Origin of the sequence: Corynebacterium sp. KPL2825 (genome assembly GCF_037908445.1) — a bacterium.
Taxonomy (GTDB): Bacteria; Actinomycetota; Actinomycetes; order Mycobacteriales; family Mycobacteriaceae; genus Corynebacterium; species Corynebacterium kefirresidentii.
Genome location: NZ_JBBMGI010000001.1, coordinates 245251 through 263611, shown reverse-complemented (window position 1 = coordinate 263611; position 18361 = coordinate 245251). Strand labels below are relative to the sequence as shown.

18 protein-coding genes are annotated in these 18361 nt (G+C 59.6%); 4 read left to right on the top strand and 14 right to left on the bottom strand.

Translation table 11 applies throughout. The features are described from left to right. Positions 1-26 precede the first annotated feature (26 nt). Positions 27-530, top strand: coding sequence for a Cys-tRNA(Pro) deacylase (gene ybaK / locus WMQ00_RS01340; protein ID WP_023020789.1), 504 nt, complete (start codon positions 27-29; stop codon positions 528-530). On the opposite strand, the gene WMQ00_RS01335 is transcribed toward ybaK, so the two are convergent. Then, on the bottom strand, positions 516-1163 hold the full coding sequence (locus WMQ00_RS01335) for an SOS response-associated peptidase (protein WP_023020788.1): 648 nt from the start codon (positions 1161-1163) through the stop codon (positions 516-518). The genes ybaK and WMQ00_RS01335 overlap by 15 nt on opposite strands. On the opposite strand from WMQ00_RS01335, the gene aroA reads away from it, so the two are divergent. Both aroA and rsgA read left to right on the top strand, forming a co-directional pair. Then, positions 1162-2463, top strand: coding sequence for a 3-phosphoshikimate 1-carboxyvinyltransferase (gene aroA / locus WMQ00_RS01330; RefSeq protein WP_239208513.1), 1302 nt, complete (start codon positions 1162-1164; stop codon positions 2461-2463). The genes WMQ00_RS01335 and aroA overlap by 2 nt on opposite strands. After that, complete coding sequence (gene rsgA / locus WMQ00_RS01325; protein WP_023020786.1) at positions 2456-3481, top strand: ribosome small subunit-dependent GTPase A; 1026 nt, start codon at positions 2456-2458, stop codon at positions 3479-3481. The genes aroA and rsgA overlap by 8 nt, the downstream gene beginning before the upstream one ends. On the opposite strand, the gene WMQ00_RS01320 is transcribed toward rsgA, so the two are convergent. The 12 genes from WMQ00_RS01320 to WMQ00_RS01265 all read right to left on the bottom strand — a co-directional run bounded on the left by WMQ00_RS01320 (position 3478) and on the right by WMQ00_RS01265 (position 15831). After that, the gene (locus WMQ00_RS01320) at positions 3478-3729 is read right to left on the bottom strand and encodes a hypothetical protein (protein ID WP_023020785.1); all 252 of its coding nucleotides are present in this window, start codon (positions 3727-3729) and stop codon (positions 3478-3480) included. The genes rsgA and WMQ00_RS01320 overlap by 4 nt on opposite strands. A gap of 16 nt (positions 3730-3745) precedes the next feature. After that, positions 3746-4261, bottom strand: a complete 516-nt coding sequence (locus WMQ00_RS01315) for a DUF6912 family protein (protein WP_023020784.1) — start codon at positions 4259-4261, stop codon at positions 3746-3748. Further along, a complete protein-coding gene (locus WMQ00_RS01310; RefSeq protein WP_023020783.1) occupies positions 4261-4671 on the bottom strand; it encodes an HAD-IA family hydrolase in 411 nt (136 codons plus the stop codon). The genes WMQ00_RS01315 and WMQ00_RS01310 overlap by 1 nt, the downstream gene beginning before the upstream one ends. Positions 4672-5256: 585 nt before the next feature. Beyond that, positions 5257-6075, bottom strand: coding sequence for a hypothetical protein (locus tag WMQ00_RS01305; RefSeq protein ID WP_200288058.1), 819 nt, complete (start codon positions 6073-6075; stop codon positions 5257-5259). A gap of 140 nt (positions 6076-6215) precedes the next feature. After that, positions 6216-8801 (bottom strand): preprotein translocase subunit SecA, encoded by a 2586-nt coding sequence (secA, locus tag WMQ00_RS01300; protein ID WP_316349448.1) that lies wholly within the window; start codon positions 8799-8801, stop codon positions 6216-6218. A gap of 247 nt (positions 8802-9048) precedes the next feature. After that, positions 9049-9693, bottom strand: coding sequence for a ribosome hibernation-promoting factor, HPF/YfiA family (gene hpf, locus WMQ00_RS01295; protein ID WP_023020779.1), 645 nt, complete (start codon positions 9691-9693; stop codon positions 9049-9051). Positions 9694-9838: 145 nt separating this feature from the next. After that, the gene (locus tag WMQ00_RS01290; protein ID WP_232212580.1) at positions 9839-10327 is read right to left on the bottom strand and encodes a ComF family protein; all 489 of its coding nucleotides are present in this window, start codon (positions 10325-10327) and stop codon (positions 9839-9841) included. 177 nt (positions 10328-10504) lie between these two features. Continuing rightward, positions 10505-12238 (bottom strand): MtrAB system accessory lipoprotein LpqB, encoded by a 1734-nt coding sequence (gene lpqB, locus WMQ00_RS01285; protein WP_239205930.1) that lies wholly within the window; start codon positions 12236-12238, stop codon positions 10505-10507. 2 nt (positions 12239-12240) lie between these two features. Continuing rightward, positions 12241-14031, bottom strand: a complete 1791-nt coding sequence (mtrB, locus tag WMQ00_RS01280; RefSeq protein ID WP_200288071.1) for an MtrAB system histidine kinase MtrB — start codon at positions 14029-14031, stop codon at positions 12241-12243. Between the two features lie 68 nt (positions 14032-14099). Next, positions 14100-14792, bottom strand: a complete 693-nt coding sequence (mtrA, locus tag WMQ00_RS01275; protein WP_023027822.1) for an MtrAB system response regulator MtrA — start codon at positions 14790-14792, stop codon at positions 14100-14102. A 3-nt stretch (positions 14793-14795) separates the two neighbouring features. After that, on the bottom strand, positions 14796-15410 hold the full coding sequence (locus WMQ00_RS01270) for a dTMP kinase (protein WP_023020774.1): 615 nt from the start codon (positions 15408-15410) through the stop codon (positions 14796-14798). Between the two features lie 67 nt (positions 15411-15477). Next, the gene (locus WMQ00_RS01265) at positions 15478-15831 is read right to left on the bottom strand and encodes a DUF4259 domain-containing protein (protein WP_023020773.1); all 354 of its coding nucleotides are present in this window, start codon (positions 15829-15831) and stop codon (positions 15478-15480) included. A 248-nt stretch (positions 15832-16079) separates the two neighbouring features. Here WMQ00_RS01265 and WMQ00_RS01260 point away from each other — a divergent pair, with 248 nt between their 5' ends. Then, positions 16080-16877 carry a hypothetical protein gene (locus tag WMQ00_RS01260; RefSeq protein ID WP_200288073.1) on the top strand — a complete coding sequence of 266 codons (798 nt, stop codon included), beginning with the start codon at positions 16080-16082 and terminating at the stop codon, positions 16875-16877. Positions 16878-17130: 253 nt separating this feature from the next. Here the strand turns inward: WMQ00_RS01260 and manA are convergent, their stop codons facing one another. Beyond that, entirely contained in the window at positions 17131-18360 is a 1230-nt protein-coding gene (gene manA / locus WMQ00_RS01255; protein ID WP_200288075.1) for a mannose-6-phosphate isomerase, class I, read from the bottom strand. Position 18361: the final 1 nt, after the last annotated feature.

Sequence of the window (18361 nt, the reverse complement as noted above, 5' to 3'; positions counted from 1 at the left end):
TAACGCCTAGCGTTAGAATCCCAGTCATGTCTAAAAAGTCCCCGCACGCAGCCACCCCAGCGCTCAAAGTTGTAGAAGACGCCGGTATCGAGCACCACGTATACACCTTTGAAGCGGGCACCGATCACTTCGGTGATCACGCCGCCGCAGCTCTAGACGTAGAGCCGGAGCGCGTGCTCAAAACCCTGGTCATCGATTTAACCGCGGGCAAGGGACCAAAGCGCAAATTGGCGGTGTGCGTTATCCCTACTACCCACCACCTGAGCTTGAAAAAAGCCGCAGTCGCACACAATGTTTCCAAAGCCGCCATGGCCGATCCGCACGACGCCTCTAAGTCATCCGGATATATTCCCGGCGGCATCTCCCCGCTCGGGCAGAAGAATCCACTGCCCACCATTATCGAGGAAACCGCCATCCTTTTCGATACCGTCTTCATCTCTGGCGGGCGCCGCGGGCTAGATATCGAACTCAATGCGGAGGACCTCGCGCAGCTGTGTGACGCCAGCTTTGCCGATCTACTCGCCGAGTAGCTCTGGATAGTCGTTGGATACAGTGCCCACGGCCTTGTCGGCGGGGTGGGTGTGGAAGCCCCGCAGGGGCGTCGGCAAGAGCAGCTCGGCGGCCTCCTCGGGGCTGCCCTCTAGCCAGGTGCGCATTTCCTCGGCCGCCAAAAAGCGCGGCAGGCGGTGGTGCAGCCACTCCATTTCTTCCGTGGCTGCAGTGGTAATGATCGTGGCGGACAGGCGGTCTAAGCCGGTGTCCCAGAGGCCTGCGGCCCACAACAGGCCTTCCTCCGCGCGCACGAAGTAGGGCTGTTTGCCGCCCTTTTCCTGGCGCCACTCGTAGTAACCATTCATCGGGATGAGGCAGCGCTGCCCCTTAAAAGCGTGCCGGAAAGAAGGCTTGGAGGCCACGGTCTCCGCCCGCGCATTAAACAGCGGCGGGCCCTCAAGATCTTTCTTCCAGTGCGGCAATAGCGCCCACCGCGCAGGATCGACTTGAGCAAGGCTTTCGCGCACGCGCACGATGGCCACCGGCTGGGTAGGCGCAATATTGTAGCGGGGCCCTGGGGTTCCTTGCGGGGCATGTACCTCGGTGACTCCGGGCAGCTCTCCCACCTCATCAAGGAGGGACTCGGTAAAAAGAACGAATCTTCCGCACATGCCCTCTATTATGGACGATATGTCTCAACCATGGTCCGCCCCGCAAGCGGCAGGCCCCATTACGTGGGCCCAGCACGTGCCGGGCTCGAAGTCTATTACCAACCGCGCCTTCATCTTGGCCGCGTTGGCCGATGGCCCCTCTACCCTGCGCGCTCCGCTGGTCTCGCGGGATTCGCAGCTGATGGAAAAGGCGTTGGAGTCTATGGGCGTGCGCTTCGAGCACGACGGCGAGGACATCCACGTCACCCCAGGCCCGCTCAAGGGCGCAACGGTAGATTGCGGCCTAGCAGGCACGGTGATGCGCTTTATCCCGCCGGTTGCGGCCTTGGCTGATGGTGCCGTGCTTGTCGACGGCGACGAGCAGGCCTACGCCCGGCCCATGTCCACCACCCTCGATGCGCTGCGCCAGCTTGGCGTAGAGGTGGACGGCGATAGCCTGCCCTTTACCGTGCGCTCGCACGGGGTGCCAGAAGGCGGCGAGGTCACCATCGATGCCTCTGGGTCATCGCAGTTCGTCTCCGGACTGCTGCTAGCCGGCGCACGTTTTAATGAGGGCATCACCCTAACCCATGAGGGCGCTCCGTTGCCCTCTTTGCCGCACGTGGAAATGACCGTGGGCATGCTACGGCAAGCCGGCGTGCGCGTAGATTCCGGCGAGAATACGTGGACCGTGCACCCTGGCCCGATCGCCGGCCGGGAGTGGGCCATCGAGCCGGATTTGTCCAATGCCACGCCTTTCCTTGCCGCCGCTGCTGTCACCGGCGGCCGCGTGACCATTAAGCGCTGGCCCGCCAATACCACCCAGCCGGGTGACGCTATTCGCCATATCTTGGTGGATATGGGTGTTATGGTCACCCAAGAGCCGGGCTTCGTCACCGCAAAGGGCGCCAAGGGCGGCGCGCTGCAGGGCATCGAGCGCAACATGGGTGACATTGGTGAGCTCACCCCTACCGTCGCGGCGCTGTGTGCCCTGGCAGAAACCCCCTCCACGCTCACCGGCATTGCCCACCTGCGCGGCCACGAGACCGACCGCCTCAAGGCGCTGGCAACCAATATCAACGCCCTGGGTGGCAAGGTCACCGAGCTTGCCGACGGCCTGCGCATCGACCCCGCCCCTCTCCACGGCGGCGAGTGGCCGTGCTATGCGGACCACCGCATGGCCACCGCTGGTGCCATCCTCGGTCTGAAGGTGCCGGGCATAGAGATCGAAGATATTTCTACCACGGCGAAGACCCTTCCCGGCTTCGACCGCATGTGGGAGACGATGCTGGACCCCGAACAACAGGAGAGCAATGGCTAGGCGTTTCGGTTCCTTTGATGAATCCGACGTGCGCGTGCGCCCTGGCAAGGGTTCGCGGCCGCGCACCAAGGATCGTCCCAAACATAAAAATGCCAAGTTCGGCATGGTCATCACCAAAGACCGTGGGCGCTGGGGCGTCGCGCTAGATGACGGCCCACGGGTCACCGCCATGCGCGCCCGCGAACTCGGCCGCACCGCCATCGAGGTGGGCGACCGCGTAGGTGTCGTGGGCGATACTTCCGGCAAGAAGGACACCTTAGCGCGCATAGTGAAGCTGGAAGAGCGCACCTCCGTCCTTCGGCGCACCGCCGATGACACCGACCCCTATGAGCGCATCGTGGTGGCGAATGCGGACCAGATGCTCATCGTCACCGCCGTGGCCGATCCACCACCGCGTTCCGGGTTTGTCGAGCGGGCCCTCATCGCCGCCTTCGTGGGCAATATCCACCCGATCTTGTGCCTGACTAAAACAGATCTCACGGATCCTGAGCCGTTCGCGGCCGAGTTTGCTGATCTTGATGTCACGGTGGTGAAAGCCGGCGTCGAAGACGGCCTCGAGTCCGTGCGCCAGCACATCGATGGCCACGTCACCGCGCTCATCGGCCACTCCGGCGTGGGCAAATCCACCCTGGTCAACCGCCTGGTTCCGGATGCGGATAGGGAGACGGGGGAAGTATCGGGCGTAGGCAAAGGCAGGCATACCTCTACCCAATCGGTAGCGCTTCCCCTCCCCGCCGATGATGCATACTCTGCCGGCTGGATTATCGATACCCCCGGCATTCGTTCCTTCGGCCTCGCACACGTGGATGCTGATGACGTGCTCGGTGTCTTTGAAGATCTTGCGGCCGCCGTCGAGGATTGCCCCCGTGGTTGTACGCATATGGGCCCGCCTGCGGACCCAGAATGCGGGCTGGATGACCCTGCGCTTATCCCCCCGGATACCGCCAGTGCGCGGCGGCGCGACGCGGTGCGCGGCCTGCTCGAGGCCCTGCGCACCAACGTGGACTGGGAAAATTAAAGGTGGAAGCCAGTATCGGCCATCACGCCTAGCAGGACATCTACGATGCCAAAGACCACATCCAGGATCTGGCCCCAAGTGCCCTGGGACGAGGTCTCTAGCAGCGCTAGCCACGGGGTGGTGGGCACGGCATCGGCAGCGGCATCTGCGGCCGGGGTGGTATCGGCCGCCAGAGCGGCTGGCGCGGAAATGAGGGCTACGCCTGCGGTAACGGTAGCTGCAGCCAGGTTCTTGAAACGCTGAGTCATGTTTTCTCCTTCAGTTTTAGAGCAATTCTACGAGGAAAGGCAGTTCGCTGGGGTGATAAAAGGCCATAAACTTATCCAGCGCATCTCCCACGGCCAGCTCCGCGTCCTCATCGCCAAGGTCCGCGGTGTCAATAGCCTCGATGGCCTTCGCGGTGGTTTCTTCGGATTCCGCAATATCCACGTGGATGGCCGCTAGATCGTCTTTGCTGAATTGCGCCGGCTGGAGTTCTACCACCGGCTCGCCCATATCCGGTCGCGGGGTGATGACAGAATCATCCAAGTCCACGGAGATGACCACGCGGCGATGCGGGAACTTTTCTTCATCGCCGATGGCCAGAAGGCGCATAGAGGCCATAGATGCCTCGAGGAATGCCGAGTAGGCAATCTCTTCTTCATCGCCCTCGGTATAGAAATCCTGCAGCGCTGGTGTCACCATGAAACCCCAGCCGGAGCGCGCAGAAAGGGAACCGGTTTCTTCCAATTCCGCCAGCATGGCGTAGGTTGCGGGAATGTAGACGCGGGCTTTAGCCACTAAAACTCACCTTCAATATCGAAGACAGCCTGGATTTCTACGGAAACGCGATCAAAGCTGGTGTACAAAAAGCCCACCATGCCGGTTTCCACGGCGGCGCGGACGTTGAGAATAGAATCATCAACCATGACGCAATCATTGAGCGGAAGCTCTAGGGCATCTGCGGCCGCCTGAAATGCAGCGACCTCTGGCTTTTCCGCCCCAACCTCACCAGAGAGAATAACTGCATCTACGTTTCCGCGGTACTCCCACTCGCGAATGTGCTCCGCGCCTGGACCGCCCGGGTCATTGGAGAGGATGGCGGTTGCCGCGCCATTTGCCTTGGCGGCGGCCAGCAGCGCCTTCCAGCGACGGTTATCTTCTTCGGTGCCGTCGAGGACGCCGACATAGTCAACGATCAGACCACGCATGTACTTAAATCCTTTGGTTACGATTTTCTCTTTAACTCCCCGAGAGTATAGCGAACCGCGCGCGCATTCGCGGCCACCCCTTTCAGGAAACCCTCAGAAATGGCGGCCGCGAGCCGGGCATGAGACAATTATCACGCGTCCGCCTCCTGCCCTTATTCAGGAGCACTACTTCCCCATCATGTACGAGCCCATCCCTGGCTACTCACACCTCAAACTCTTCCTCGCGCCTCATCGCGTGCGCTACGGCCGCTTGCCGACGTCCGCGGAGGTCGCCGCCCAACACCGCATCCAAGGCTGGGTAATCTTCGCACTCGAGGTTGCTGCCGGCTATCGGCCGCTAGCTCACCTCAATTCCGCGCGCTATTCGGACGCAATCCGGCTGCATATTGGCTCGTGGGTGCGCCAACGCTCCAGCCCCTACACCACGGACAGATTGCAATTGACAAGCCTGCACGCGCGCTCAAACGGAGAGTATTTCGGCTCTGTTTATATAGGTCAACAGCAGCATGCTTTTACAGGATCAGCCAGTCACACGGGATTAACCTCGTTCCGCTTGCTCTAAGCTATGCGAACGGACCTCACCGCCTAGGAAATGAACTGGCCGAGTTGAGAAAGAATATCGGACCAGTTCAGTGCGGACCATCCAATTCCGGCAGCGCTTGCTAGCGCCGCAATACCGGTAGTCAGCAGACCACCTTCCAGGACGGATAGCCCGGAATTGTCATCAGCAGTGCCATCCGCGAGTACGGTATTCACACCACGGTGGGTTGCTGCGGCCTTTTCCAAAGGAGCATTGACCTGCTTGGTGATAGTGACGATATCGCGCAGCGCTGACGCGTAATCCGAGAACTCATCCGGGAAGGCGGAGCCTGTATCCCCGGTGGCGGGCCTCTGTGGCCGCGGAGAAGACTCTGCATTGCCTGCAGTGGACTGCGGCAGATCCTTAGTGAATTCACCCAGCTCGGCGCGAATCACCGCCTGGGCATAGTTGGCACCCAGCACGTCAAGGTAATCCAGCACGGCAGCTTCGGTGAACTGCTTACCTTCTCGCGATTGTGGACGCGCGTCGGGCTCCCACGGGAAATCGAGCGGTGTGGCATAGATATTGCCATCGGCGCGCGCAGTATTGAGCCGGGATGCGCCAAAATAATGGTCAAAGGCAGCATCCGCTTTCTCCTGCGACAAAATTCCATCTGCCACCAACGCTTCCTTACGCTGGGTAGCGATAGCCAAAATGGCCGCTGCCGCGTTGTCCTGTTCTAGTTTTTCGCCCGAGTCCAAGATGATGCGCAGAGAAGACGCAGAGTCGCGCTGCATCTCATACGCCACGGCTGGGGTGGCGCCACCAAGCAAGGTAGCAGACAGAAGCGTCGTAATTCCTAGACGCAAAGAACGGCGACGCATCGTCAGTGGAGTTCCTCACAGGAAAAAAGCAGATTGGACAAGATTCTTATATTCTACTCATTTTTCCCTAAAAAGAAACCCGCCCCGCTCCCACTTTTAAGAGTGGGTGCGGGGCGGAGTTTGAGAAAGAACACCGGGTTTTAGGCCTCTACGGTATCCCCACCGTTGTTGTTCGCAGCGGTCGAAGACTCACCGGCCTGTTCCTCTTCCTGCTGCTTGAACTGCTTGCGCAGCATAAAGAGCTGGCGGACGGTCTCTTCCTTGACGCCTTCGTTCATCGCATTGAACATCTCGCCGCCCTCCTTCTGGTACTCCACCAGCGGATCGCGCTGCGCCATCGCGCGCAGGCCAATGCCCTCCTTGAGGTAGTCCATCTCATAGAGGTGCTCACGCCACTTTTGGTCAATAATCGGCAGGATGACCATGCGCTCGGTATTGCGCATCTGCTGCTCGCCGCCAATTGCGGTTACAGATTCCTCGAGCTTGTCATATTCGTTATTGGCGTCTTCTACCAAAGCGTCGCGAAGCTGCTCAGCGGAAAGCTCGCCTGGGGAACCATACTCGGAGCCTTCGACCAGTTCCTCGTGGGGAATGGTGGGACCGTACAGGGAATCCAATGCGTTCCACAGCGCATCTAGGTCCCAATCCTCCACGTAGCCGGTGGCGGTAGCGCCGGCGACATAAGCGGAAACGGTGTCATCAATCATGCCGCGGATATTGTCCTGAATATCGCCGGCATCGAGGATATCGTGGCGGGTAGCGTAGACCACCTTGCGCTGCTCGTTAAGCACCTCGTCGTACTTGAGAACGTTCTTACGCATCTCAAAGTTCTGGTTCTCCACCTGCGCCTGGGCGCCCTTAATGGAGTTGGAGACCATCTTGGCTTCGATTGGAACATCGTCCGGCACATTGAGGCGATTCATCATGTTCTCCATGGACTGTCCCACGAAGCGCACCATCAACTCATCGCGCATGGACAGGTAGAAGCGGGTCTCACCCGGGTCACCCTGGCGGCCAGTACGACCACGCAGCTGGTTATCAATGCGGCGCGACTCGTGGCGCTCAGTACCCAGCACGTAGAGTCCACCGGCCTCGCGGACCTGGTCACCCAACTTCTTGGAGTGTTCCTTTTCGGCATCGATCTCTGCCTCCCAGGCCTCCTGGTACTTTTCCTCATCCTCGAATGGATCTAGGCCGCGCTCACGCAGCTTCTCATCGAGGATGACCTCGGGGTTACCACCAAGCACGATATCCGTACCACGGCCGGCCATGTTGGTAGCCACGGTTACGGTGCCAGGACGGCCGGCACGGGCGATGATCTGGCCCTCTTCCTCGTGGTGCTTAGCGTTGAGCACGTTGTGCTTGATTCCCCGCTTGGATAGCAGCTGAGACAGGTACTCGGAGCGCTCCACAGAGGTGGTACCTACCAATACTGGCTGACCGGCCTCGACGTGCTCAGCAATATCGTCCACCACGGCGGCGAACTTGGCTTCCTGCGTCTTGTAAATGCGGTCAGAGTGGTCCGCACGCTGATTTGGCTTATTGGTAGGAATCGGCACTACGTCCAGGCCATAGATGGAATGCAGCTCGGCGGCTTCGGTCTCTGCCGTACCGGTCATGCCGGAGATCTTCTCATAGAGGCGGAAGTAGTTTTGCAGGGTAACGGTAGCCAGCGTCTGGTTCTCGTTCTTGATCTCTACCTGCTCCTTGGCCTCGATGGCCTGGTGCATGCCTTCGTTGTAGCGGCGGCCGGCCAGCACGCGGCCGGTGAAGCTGTCGACGATCATGACTTCACCATTGCGGACGATATAGTCCTTATCGCGGGTGAAAAGCTCCTTGGCCTTCAAGGCGTTGTTCAGGTAGGACACCAGCTGGGAGTGCTCCGGGGCGTAGAGGTTATCGATGCCGAGCTGTTCCTCTACGTATTCCACGCCCTCTTCCAGCACACCGATGGTGCGCTTTTTGTGGTCTACCTCGTAGTGGATGCCTTCGCGCATGCGCGGTGTCAGCTGGGCGAAGACACTGTAGAACTGGGAGGAACCGTCTACTGGGCCGGAGATGATAAGCGGGGTTCGGGCTTCATCGATAAGAATCGAGTCAACCTCATCCACGATGCAGAAGTTGTGACCGCGCTGCACCACTTCATTGAGGGAGCGCACCATGTTATCGCGCAGGTAGTCAAAACCTAGCTCGTTATTGGTGCCGTAAGTAATGTCGCAATCGTAGGCAGCCTTGCGCTCTGGTGGGCGCATCTCAGACAGGATGACGCCTACGGACAGGCCGAGCCAGCGGTGGACACGGCCCATCATCTCCGCGTCGCGCTTTGCCAAGTAATCATTGACGGTCACGATGTGGACGCCCTTGCCCTCAAGCGCATTAAGGTAGGCAGGCAGGAGTGAGGTCAGGGTCTTGCCCTCACCGGTGCGCATCTCGGCAACGTTGCCGAAGTGCAGGGCCGCGCCACCCATGATCTGCACGCGGTAGTGCTTTTGATCGAGGACGCGCCAGGCAGCCTCGCGGACGGTGGCAAATGCCTCGAGCAAGATGTCATTCATCTCTTCGCCGTCTTTAAGACGAGTCTTGAACTCATCGGTCTTTGCCTTAAGTTCTTCGTCCGAAAGCTCCGCGTACTTATCCTCAAGGGCAATTACGTCGTCTGCCATTTTGCCCAGGCGCTTGACCGTACGGCCCTCGCCCGCGCGCAGCAGCTTGGAAAGTCCAAACACGGTTAGTTAGTCCTTCTAGTCGCGACAATAAAGTTAACTCGTCGCTATTGTACTCACTCGCATTCACAAAGCACCTTCCGCCTAGCGCATAGGACATGCGCGCAACCTTCATCTGGCATATCTAAGCCTTTAAAGCCGCTTGCCGACGTCGAACCTCCCCCCCACCAAGACACCATTTCCCTTGATACGAATTCGACCCCGCTGCAGTTATGCAGCGGGGTCATTACCTCAGGAAAGTGCGAGCGCTTTAGGCCTCCGCGTCTTCAGCCAGGGAGATAAGGCCATAGTCGAAGGCGTGGCGGCGATAAACCACGGAGGGCTTATTATTCTCCTCGTTAACGAAGAGGAAGAAGTCGTGGCCAACCAGCTCCATCTCGCTCAAGGCATCATCCACGCTCATCGGGGTAGCCGGGTGCTCCTTGGTGCGCACAATCTGGCCGGGACGAACATCCTCGACGGTCTCAGCATAAGGGTCAACGTAGCGCTCTTCCTTGGCGCGCTGTGCCTCAGCCTGTGCCACCATCTCAGCGGCAATCTCTCCGGTGCCCTTTTGCGCGCGGTGACCGCTCTTGACGTTTTCGCGGCGCACCTTCACCTTGCGCAGGGAGCGCTCCATCTTGCCCAAGGCGGTCTCGAGCGCAGCGTAGAAAGAATCTTCCTTTGCTTCGGCACGGGCGATGTGTCCCTTACCCGTAGCGGTGATCTGGATGCGATCCGCTTCAGAATCGCGGCGCGGGTTCGGCTCGTGCTGCAGCTCCACGTGGAAGAAGGTCAGGGTGGGGTCAAGGCGTTCAATCTTGGCCAGCTTGTCATTGACTCGCTCTTGAAAGTGATCAGGGACCTCGACATTACGGCCCGTAATCGTTACCTGAGCTTTGTTTGGCTGGGACATTGAAATGCCTCCCTTGAGTAGTGGGGACTGGATTCAATCACAGTAGCTATCTCTCTGTGACACTCCTCATGGTATCACTGGTTATGACCTGACAGGGCGAAATTTTTTCCCGCTCCCCTACCTCGAGGGTAGATCCCGCCTTTATCTAGGCATCCGCAAAGACCAATGCTCCACATACTTCTACGCCCGCGGCCTGCAGGGCAGCAATGCTCGCGGCTAGGGTGGCGCCGGTGGTAACGACGTCGTCGGCAAGCAACGCAGGGGCGCGAGCAATGGGAGCATGAACGCGGACTCGCCCCTGCAGGTTAGCCCACCTATCCTGCGCGTTAAGCTCGGACTGATCCGCGGTGGACTGCCCCATGGAAAGAGCCGCGCACACGCCCACGCGCTGCAGCTGCGCCGCTGTATGGCACACAGCGGCCACAGGGTCTCCCCCGCGCGCCCGCGCCGAGCGCGGACGGGTAGGCGCAGGAACAAGGGTGAACTCGCGCGGTATATCACCACGGGCACTCAGATAGGCCAGCCCAGCTGCAAAGACGGCCCCGACATACTCGCGAACCGGCTGGTTGCCGCGCTCCTTCATGCCAATGATGATGCGGCGGCGAATATCGGAATAAGAGCCAAGGGCATACACGGGCGCTCCCAGCAGCCGGGGCCGTGCTACCAGGTAGGGCGGGTGCCGCAAGTGCTCGCGGCAGTGTTCACACAACACCTCGCCCGGCGCGCCGCATCCAGCACACGCGCGCGGAAAAATAAGCTCCCCCAAGCTCATCGTGTTGCCTCCCCCCTAGCCACACAAGCCTTCCGACGGCTAGTTAGAAACGATAGGGGAAGAACGCCGGCCCTGCAGCCCAGAGACCTCACGCCAGTTGGTCTCATCCATCACGGTGGAAGGTAGCTCAAGCATGGCGTGAGAATCAGTGATGAAAAGCTTGGTGGGCGAGGAAGCTACAGCCACCACGGGGGCGGTGATATTACCGGTAGGCATGGTCGAAGCCGAGGAACCATCCTGCTCGATGCGCCAGACGGGTGACTGGCTCGAGGAGGTACCAACGATGAGCGAGCCATCCATATTCCAGTCCAACGATAGCGCCGAACCGGAAACTTCTGGGCCGACCTCGCGGGCGTTGACGATGCGCTTATCCCCACTGCTGGATTGGGCAACCGCCGCGATATACACGTGCCCATCGATAACCATGGCCACGCGGGCACCGCTATGGGACAAGCGGATGACGGAGATTTCGCCCTCAATATCGTCAATGCTGCGGGCATCCACCTCGGATTTGGAGATGCGGCCCGTGGTCTTGGAGCGCACCACGCGCACGATGCGATCTCCGTCAACCACAGTCCACGCGGCTTGCCCGTTGTATTCAAAGGTCGGCCGTGCCAGCGTGGGACCATCCACCGCATCCTGCAGCTGGCCATCGAGCTCGCCTATCTGCAGGGAGAAATCATTATTGGATTTGCGGCGCACGGCCGCAACGAGGCCGCTATCGGCCACATCCACGGACTGCACGTCTCCGCTACTGCCCAAGGTGGATTGAACGGGCTCGGCCACGCCATCGTCTACCTCCAGCAGGTTGCCCTCATTAAGGGCGTAGAGCTTAGACAACGCGGTGCTGCTTTCTTCCGGGTTATAGTCCGCAAAGTCATCCACGCTCAAGCTATCCATACCTTCCACCAGGTCACCGCCATCGGCCTTGACCTTAAAGGGACCGGTATGGCCGGCTTTGCTAAGCGTCCACACCAGTTGGGCGGCAAAGAGAGTGCGGTCGTGGGCGTCCAAGTCCACTAGGCCTTCGAATTGGTAGCCTTGCTCGCGGTCATAGCCGGCATAGGTAACATTCTCCCCCGCCGCACGGCGGGTGGCAGGGGCAATGCTGGCCGAAGGCCCCTCCATCAACAACGTGATAAGCGTCGACTCCGATTCTTCGCCCCCCTTATACAACCAGCGACGATCCGGAACCAGCACATCGTTACTCTGCTTATAGAAGTACAGCGATTGCGGGGCGTAGTGGTTGCGCATTTCATTGCGCTCCATCACCACTCCGGCCGGCAGGCCATCGACGCGCCACCTATCGTCTTGCATCTTCATGTAGATGACTGCCTCATAGCCCTCATTTTCCGGGACATACGCGCCACCGGATTTCAGGCGGCCGATAATAGTGCCACGTACTGTAAAGGCGCGTTCATTATCTTTCGAGCTTTGTTTATTGGCGGGCGCGGTAACGATATCCAGGCTATCGACCACCATCACATCGCCGCTGGCGTCCCATGCACCACGGGCAGTATCCGTAAGAAAACCACGGGCGACTTCGTGATCATTTCCGGGCACGGCCGAAGCCTGATAGAAATCTCGCAACGTCAGATCCGGGTCATCGCCCGGTTGCGGTGCAATAACTTCCCCAGGGCTGTCTTCCTGTCGCTGGTAGGTCCCTACCACCTGCGGCCCGGTGTCACTCGGCAGAGTGGAACAACCGCTGACAAAAAGCACGACCGCTGCGGTACTAAAGACCGCGGTTTTGCAATAGTTGCTGCTGAACACGCTCACTTCCTCCTCCCCTCAAAGTCCGGGGCCTTATAGGCGCGCCTATCTGGGGCGGCCGCACCACGGTTGAGCTCTCGTTCCGAGGGCCATAGGATGCCATCCCCCTCCGCCTGGCCAGTGGTAGTCTTATCGCTCTTTTCGGCGCGCGGTGAGCTCATCCCGGATGCAATGGCAGGCGTAGCAGAGGCGGGTTCGACACCCGGATTACCGGTGCTAGAGTCCTGCGCTTCTGGAAGTTCAACTCCGGCATCTGGGGTCGATTCCGGCAACGAGCCGCCTTCCGCAGGGTTGTTTACGGGTGCGCCAGGGATCTCCACAGAGATGGGTTCTTCTCCCACCTCGGCATTCGGGGTGCGCGGGATAATGAGGCGGAAGCGCGAGCCAAAGCCCTCGTAGCCGGTGGCATCCAGCGTGCCGCCGTGCAGGACGGCGTCCTCGCGGGCGATAGCCAGCCCCAGGCCGGTGCCACCGGAGTGGCGCTTGCGGGAGGAATCCGCGCGCCAAAAGCGGTTAAATACCAGCTCTTCCTGGCCCGGTTTCAAGCCCACGCCATGGTCTGTAACGGTAACGCCCACCGCGGTTTCCGTGGTGGCGACATCCACCGCTACCGGATTGCCTTCCGAATGGTCGATGGCATTGGCCAAAAGATTGCGCAAGATGCGCTCAAGGCGGCGTGAATCGGCTTCGACGGCGATGCGCTCATCCGGCAGGTTGAGCTGGACCTCTACGTTGAGCTCGCGAGCCAAATGTTCGACTTGCTCATAGGCGGACTCCACGCAGGAGCGCAGATCAATGGCGGCGGTAGACAGGTCCGCCACGCCGGCATCGTGGCGAGAAATCTCTAGCAGGTCCGCGAGCAATTCCTCGAAACGATCGAGCTCGCTTGACATCAGGCGGGAAGCTCGCTGGGCGCCGTGCGGCAAGCTATCGCTTTCGGCCTCAATCATGTCCGCGGCCATGCGCACGGTGGTCAATGGGGTACGCAGCTCATGGGAGACGTCGGAAGTAAACTGCCGCTGCAAATCGCCGTATTCCTCCAGCTGCGCAATCTGGGAAGAAAGCTTATCGGCCATGTTATTGAAGGACGCGGCCAGGCGGCCCATCTCATCGTCACTATCGACGGCCATGCGTTCCTTCAAATGACCAGCCGCCAAGCGCTGTGCAATGCGCGAAGCCGAACGAATCGGCGTAATAACCTGCTGGGTGGCCAGCCAGGCAATGCCCACCAACAGCACCACGACGACCACACCGGCCGCCGAAAGCAGGCCTCGCATCAATGCCATGGTGGATTCTTCCGACTCCATGGACAGTGCCAAGTAGACCTGAGTATGCGGGATATCGGTATCGGTAGGTGTTCCTACCAGCAGGGCGTTGTAATACTCACCGTTTTCCCGCGGAGCCGGGAAATACTGCTGCGCAATCTGACCTTGATCCACCATCTCCCGCAACTGATCCGGCACGGGGAAACCTTCTGGCGAGGTAATAACCGAGCCATCCTGGTTTTCCACCACGATGACCGGTTCATAAACCGCCTGGGCATCGCCCTGCTGGGCAGAGAGCTGGCCCAGTGCCGCACGTGCAGAATTGATGCGTACCTGCACCGAATTGGCGGAACTGGTGGCATCAATCTGCTGTTCCACGGCCGTGCGGGCACGCTCCAGCTCCTGCTGCGCCACGTCTTCCTTTTGGCTAACCAAGCGCTGAGTCAGCACAGAAACCAACGCGTAGGCCAAGATGATCATGACCACCGAGGAGGCGACCAAAATCATGCCAATGACGCGCGCCTGCAAAGAGGTACGCCACGTTGTAATGAAGGCGTCTCGAATACGCCTTAAACGCTCAATGATGCCGATGGTTCTTACTCCCCGGCGCCGGGCTTACCGGTCTTATACCCCACGCCACGCACGGTCAGCACAATCTGCGGATCCTCCGGATCATGCTCGATCTTGGCGCGTAGGCGCTGCACGTGGACATTAACCAAGCGCGTATCAGAGGCATTGCGGTAGCCCCATACGGACTCCAGCAGCGACTCACGCGTATGCACTTGGCCAGGGCGGCGCGCCATCTCCAGCAGCAGGTCAAATTCCAAAGGAGTCAAGTTCAGTTCGGTACCATCCGTGCGGCGCACGGTATGCTCCGGCACGTCAATGATGAGGTCCGCCACCTCCAAGATTTCAGACTCCGCGGAATCGGTGCGGCGCAAGCGCGCGCGAATGCGGGCGATGAGTTCCTTGGGTTTAAATGGCTTGGTGATGTAATCATCCGCGCCGGATTCAAGGCCTAGTACCACATCGACCGTATCCGTCTTGGCGGTCAGCATAACGATGGGTACGGAGGATTCACGGCGAATGGCGCGGCAGATATCCACGCCGTTCATGCCCGGCAGCATAAGGTCCAGCAGAATGAGGTCCGGCTCGTGTTGCTCAAAGGCGGGCACGGCGTCATTGCCGTCCATGACCGGAATGGGCTTAAGTCCCTCAGACTCGAGCACAATGGTCAGCATCTCCGAGATAGCCGGATCGTCATCGACTACCAAAATCTTGGGCGCCACGTTTTATTCTCCTACAAGGTCTTTTATCGCTGAAATTATAGTATCCGCATCGGCGGTGACAATCCAGCGTCCACCCCAGCCCGCATCTGCTAGGCGCTGGTAGGCCGCGGCGGTGCGTTCCTGCAATCCGCCATCGCGCTCGTAGCGGTCACGCTCCCGGTTGGCATCTGCTTGGGCTCTTGCCTGCGCTCTTTCCGACGCCACTTCTACCGCAGTATCCAGATAAACCTGCAGATCCGCTTGCGGCAGGCCTAAAGTGCCAAATTCCAGATCATGCACCCAGTCCATGACGGCATCGTCTTCGAGTCGCGCCGCCGAATATGCCGCATTGGAAGCCACATACCGATCCAATAGCACCACGGCGTCCGTACCCTTAGCTCGCTGCAATTGGTCTTTTACGCCGTAACGATCCAAGGCAAAAAGAGTTGCCATGGCATATGCCGAATCTGTCAGGTCACCCATTTTTCCGTAGAGCGCCTTTTGGGCGAGCTGGGCGTGAATCGATTCTGCATAGCGCGGGAAGGCGATGACCTCCACGGGTCGATCCAACGACTCCCTGATTGTGGAGACCAGCGTATTCTTACCGGCACCGTCGATGCCTTCGATGCTGATAAGCATAGGTGTGGGGTACCTTCCCTTCTATTTTGTCTGGCATGAGGCCACTGCTGCGGGCAGTAGGTATGGCTTAGGACAGGGCCTCTATAAACGCTTCGAGGTCATATTCTTCCTCGACATTTTCTAGTACCTCGAGGGCATTTTCCGTCAAGGTTTCGCTGCCAGACCCCACCAGCTCCCTAATATAGGGGTAGTCTTCAACAACCTCGCCCGCACTGAAGGGCGCGCCAGCCCAAATGGCAGCGATGGTGGCTGCTGCTTGCGCGTTCTGTTCCTCTTCTTCACTGAGCTGCGGCTTGCTATGTGCTACTTCGCAGGCATCCTCAACGGCGCGAATTACCCCTTCTTCATCGAGGTTTGCCATTTCTTCCAAGAAATCGACGTTGAGGTCCGTGCTGAAAATATCTTCGTCCCAAGTACTCACTTTTTGACTCCTTCGGTGCTTTCAGCGCCATTTATACACGCTTTCCCAGCTAAAGAAAGCACGCAATGAAAAGGTTTGCAGGGCATCCTACATCCGCGAACTGGCGTTTTGTTGGCATATCACAGAATCACAACGCCGTAGCAATGTTTCCTAAACATGATAGTCTCGTTACCAACTTGTTACCGGGGTGCTATACCGCCACCTCCTATGGGGTTAAATCAGCCCACCTCACAGAAAGGACAGCCACGATGAAGCCAGATTCGCGCCGCGTCTACGTGTTCATTGTGGCCGGACTGATAGCCGCGGCCGTCGTCGGATTCACAGTCTGGCGCATGAGCTCGCCGAGCGCTAACTATTCCAATGCCGCGGATCAGTCCGGGACCACCTCCGTCTCCCCGACGCACACTGCGGCCGAGGAGACCACCACTTCTCCCACGGACCATTCGCCTTCAAACAAGCGCTCTGCACATGCGACAAGCTCTACAGCTTCGTCCGGCGATTCGAAGCACCACCAGCCGCATAACAGTGATCCGTATCTAGCCCCCAATGCGGTCATGCACCCGCAGGCGGCTACCCAGCCCACCAAGGTTTATCGTCCGGAGAATATTTCCCCACAAGGAGCCTCCTCGCAGGGTATGGGCAGCATCCAGGGTGAACAAGACACCGGCCAAGGCGTTCTGCGCCCGACGCCTGATTACCCAAGCAATCAAAACGGCTCGCAGGCTACCGGTTCCCCACAGGGCAACCAGGGCAACAACGGCGGCAATGGCGGCACCGCTCCGCAAACCACCACTGCCCCGTCCGCTCCGCAGCCTTCCCCGACGCAGCCTTCGGAGCAAAATGGGACGGGCACAACCACTGGTGAGAACAAGCCCAACCCGGACCGGGGACAACTAACCGAAAACAAGCAGCAAGAGGTCGCAGAGGCAGAAGTACCACGCGACGATCAAGCCGCCGCAGAGCAGCCTTCTGCCGAGCAGAACCAAGAGCCGACCGATTTCGTGCCGACCAAGCAGGCGCCGCGCAAGGCAGCCCCTTCACGCTAATCCACAGCCCACTGCTCTATTAGCTGAATACAAAAAGCACGTTTCCTCGATTCTGAACGCGAATTTCGAGGAAACGTGCTTTTGTATACGCCGGACCATTAGAGCTGTAAAAGAAACAGCCATGTGAGGCACTCGCGCAGCGACGAAAGCTGCGGCAGCGCGCCTGAAATGAAGCTCCACGCCTCGCCTGAGCCCCGGCGGAGAGGGGTTCGGCAAAGCGCGCTGGTGCGCAGGCGAGCCAAGCGCAGGCGGGCTAAGCGCGGGCGACGAAGAGGTCGGCGGCGTCGGATGCCGCAGTGGCGGTGACTCGCCCCTCAGAGGCAGGCAACCAGACGGCTTGGCCGGGGGTCACGGTGAGGGTCTTGCCGGCGGCATCAGTAAAGGTAACGGAGCCTGCGGTACACAGGGCGATGGTCGGGCCATCGTAATCAAAATCCACAGAAGATGCTCCGCTAAGCTCTACACGGTCTAGCAGGAATTCTTCAATCGGGACCGGGTAAGACCATGCGGCGGCGTCGTGCACATTATTCTGAGCGGACTTATCCTGCTGTTGAACACGCGGTTCATCGGCAGCCGCGTAGGTGAGAACCTTGACTAGTTCGGGAACGTCAACGAACTTGGGGGTAAGGCCGCCGCGCAAAACGTTATCGGAGTTGGCCATAATCTCTACGCCAAGGCCGGAGACATAGGCGTGCAGCTGGCCCGCATCTAGGTAGACGGCCTCGCCGGGAGAAAGTTCGATGTGGTTAAGCAACAGTGCACCCAATACACCGATATCGCCCGGGTAACGCTGGTTGAGTTCCAGCACCGTGGACATTACACGGGACTTCCAATCGGCCGGGTCCGCGGCAATAAGGCGCTCACCAGCGGAGACTATGGCGGCGATGAGTTCCTTGCGCTTGGCGGACGGGATGGTAATCCACGTGGTAAAGAGAACGCGAAGGTTGGCGGACTCGGTGGTTACCGAGGGGTCCTCGTCCAGCATGGCAACGTAATGATCCAGCTCGGGGCACTCCAAGGCAGCAAAAAGCTCGCGAGTGCGCGCCAGCGGGCGGAAGCCAGCCATGGCATAGAAATCCGTGAGCGCAACGATAAGCTCGGGCTTGTGGTTATCGTCCTTGTAGTTGCGGTTGGGTGCGGTGAGTTCAATCCCAGCGGCATTCTCGCGGGCAAAACCTTCCTCTGCCTGCTCCTTCGACGGGTGCGCCTGTAGGGATAGCGGCTCCTCGGCCGCTAGCACCTTGAGGAGGAAAGGCAGGCGCTCACCGTACTCGACGGAAACGCGGCTGCCTAGCTGCCCTGCTGGATCCTCCGCAATGACCTCATTGAGAAGGCGGTCATCCACCGTAGACGGGTCTCCGGGGTGGGCGCCGAACCACAGCTCTGCGACGGGCTTTTCTGAATCGGGCTGACCCTGCAGGTGTGGGATGAGGGTACGCGAGCCCCAGGAATAGTTGCGGGTGGCGCTGTGCAACAGCTGCATG

Coding starts and splice junctions, on each gene's coding strand:
- ybaK (WP_023020789.1), top strand. CDS start 27: ATGTCTAAAAAGTCCCCGCACGCAGCCACCCCAGCGCTCAAAGTTGTA.
- aroA (WP_239208513.1), top strand. CDS start 1,162: ATGCCCTCTATTATGGACGATATGTCTCAACCATGGTCCGCCCCGCAA.
- WMQ00_RS01335 (WP_023020788.1), bottom strand. CDS start 1,163: ATGTGCGGAAGATTCGTTCTTTTTACCGAGTCCCTCCTTGATGAGGTG.
- rsgA (WP_023020786.1), top strand. CDS start 2,456: ATGGCTAGGCGTTTCGGTTCCTTTGATGAATCCGACGTGCGCGTGCGC.
- WMQ00_RS01320 (WP_023020785.1), bottom strand. CDS start 3,729: ATGACTCAGCGTTTCAAGAACCTGGCTGCAGCTACCGTTACCGCAGGC.
- WMQ00_RS01310 (WP_023020783.1), bottom strand. CDS start 4,671: ATGCGTGGTCTGATCGTTGACTATGTCGGCGTCCTCGACGGCACCGAA.
- WMQ00_RS01305 (WP_200288058.1), bottom strand. CDS start 6,075: ATGCGTCGCCGTTCTTTGCGTCTAGGAATTACGACGCTTCTGTCTGCT.
- hpf (WP_023020779.1), bottom strand. CDS start 9,693: ATGTCCCAGCCAAACAAAGCTCAGGTAACGATTACGGGCCGTAATGTC.
- WMQ00_RS01270 (WP_023020774.1), bottom strand. CDS start 15,410: ATGCTTATCAGCATCGAAGGCATCGACGGTGCCGGTAAGAATACGCTG.
- WMQ00_RS01260 (WP_200288073.1), top strand. CDS start 16,080: ATGAAGCCAGATTCGCGCCGCGTCTACGTGTTCATTGTGGCCGGACTG.
- manA (WP_200288075.1), bottom strand. CDS start 18,360: ATGCAGCTGTTGCACAGCGCCACCCGCAACTATTCCTGGGGCTCGCGT.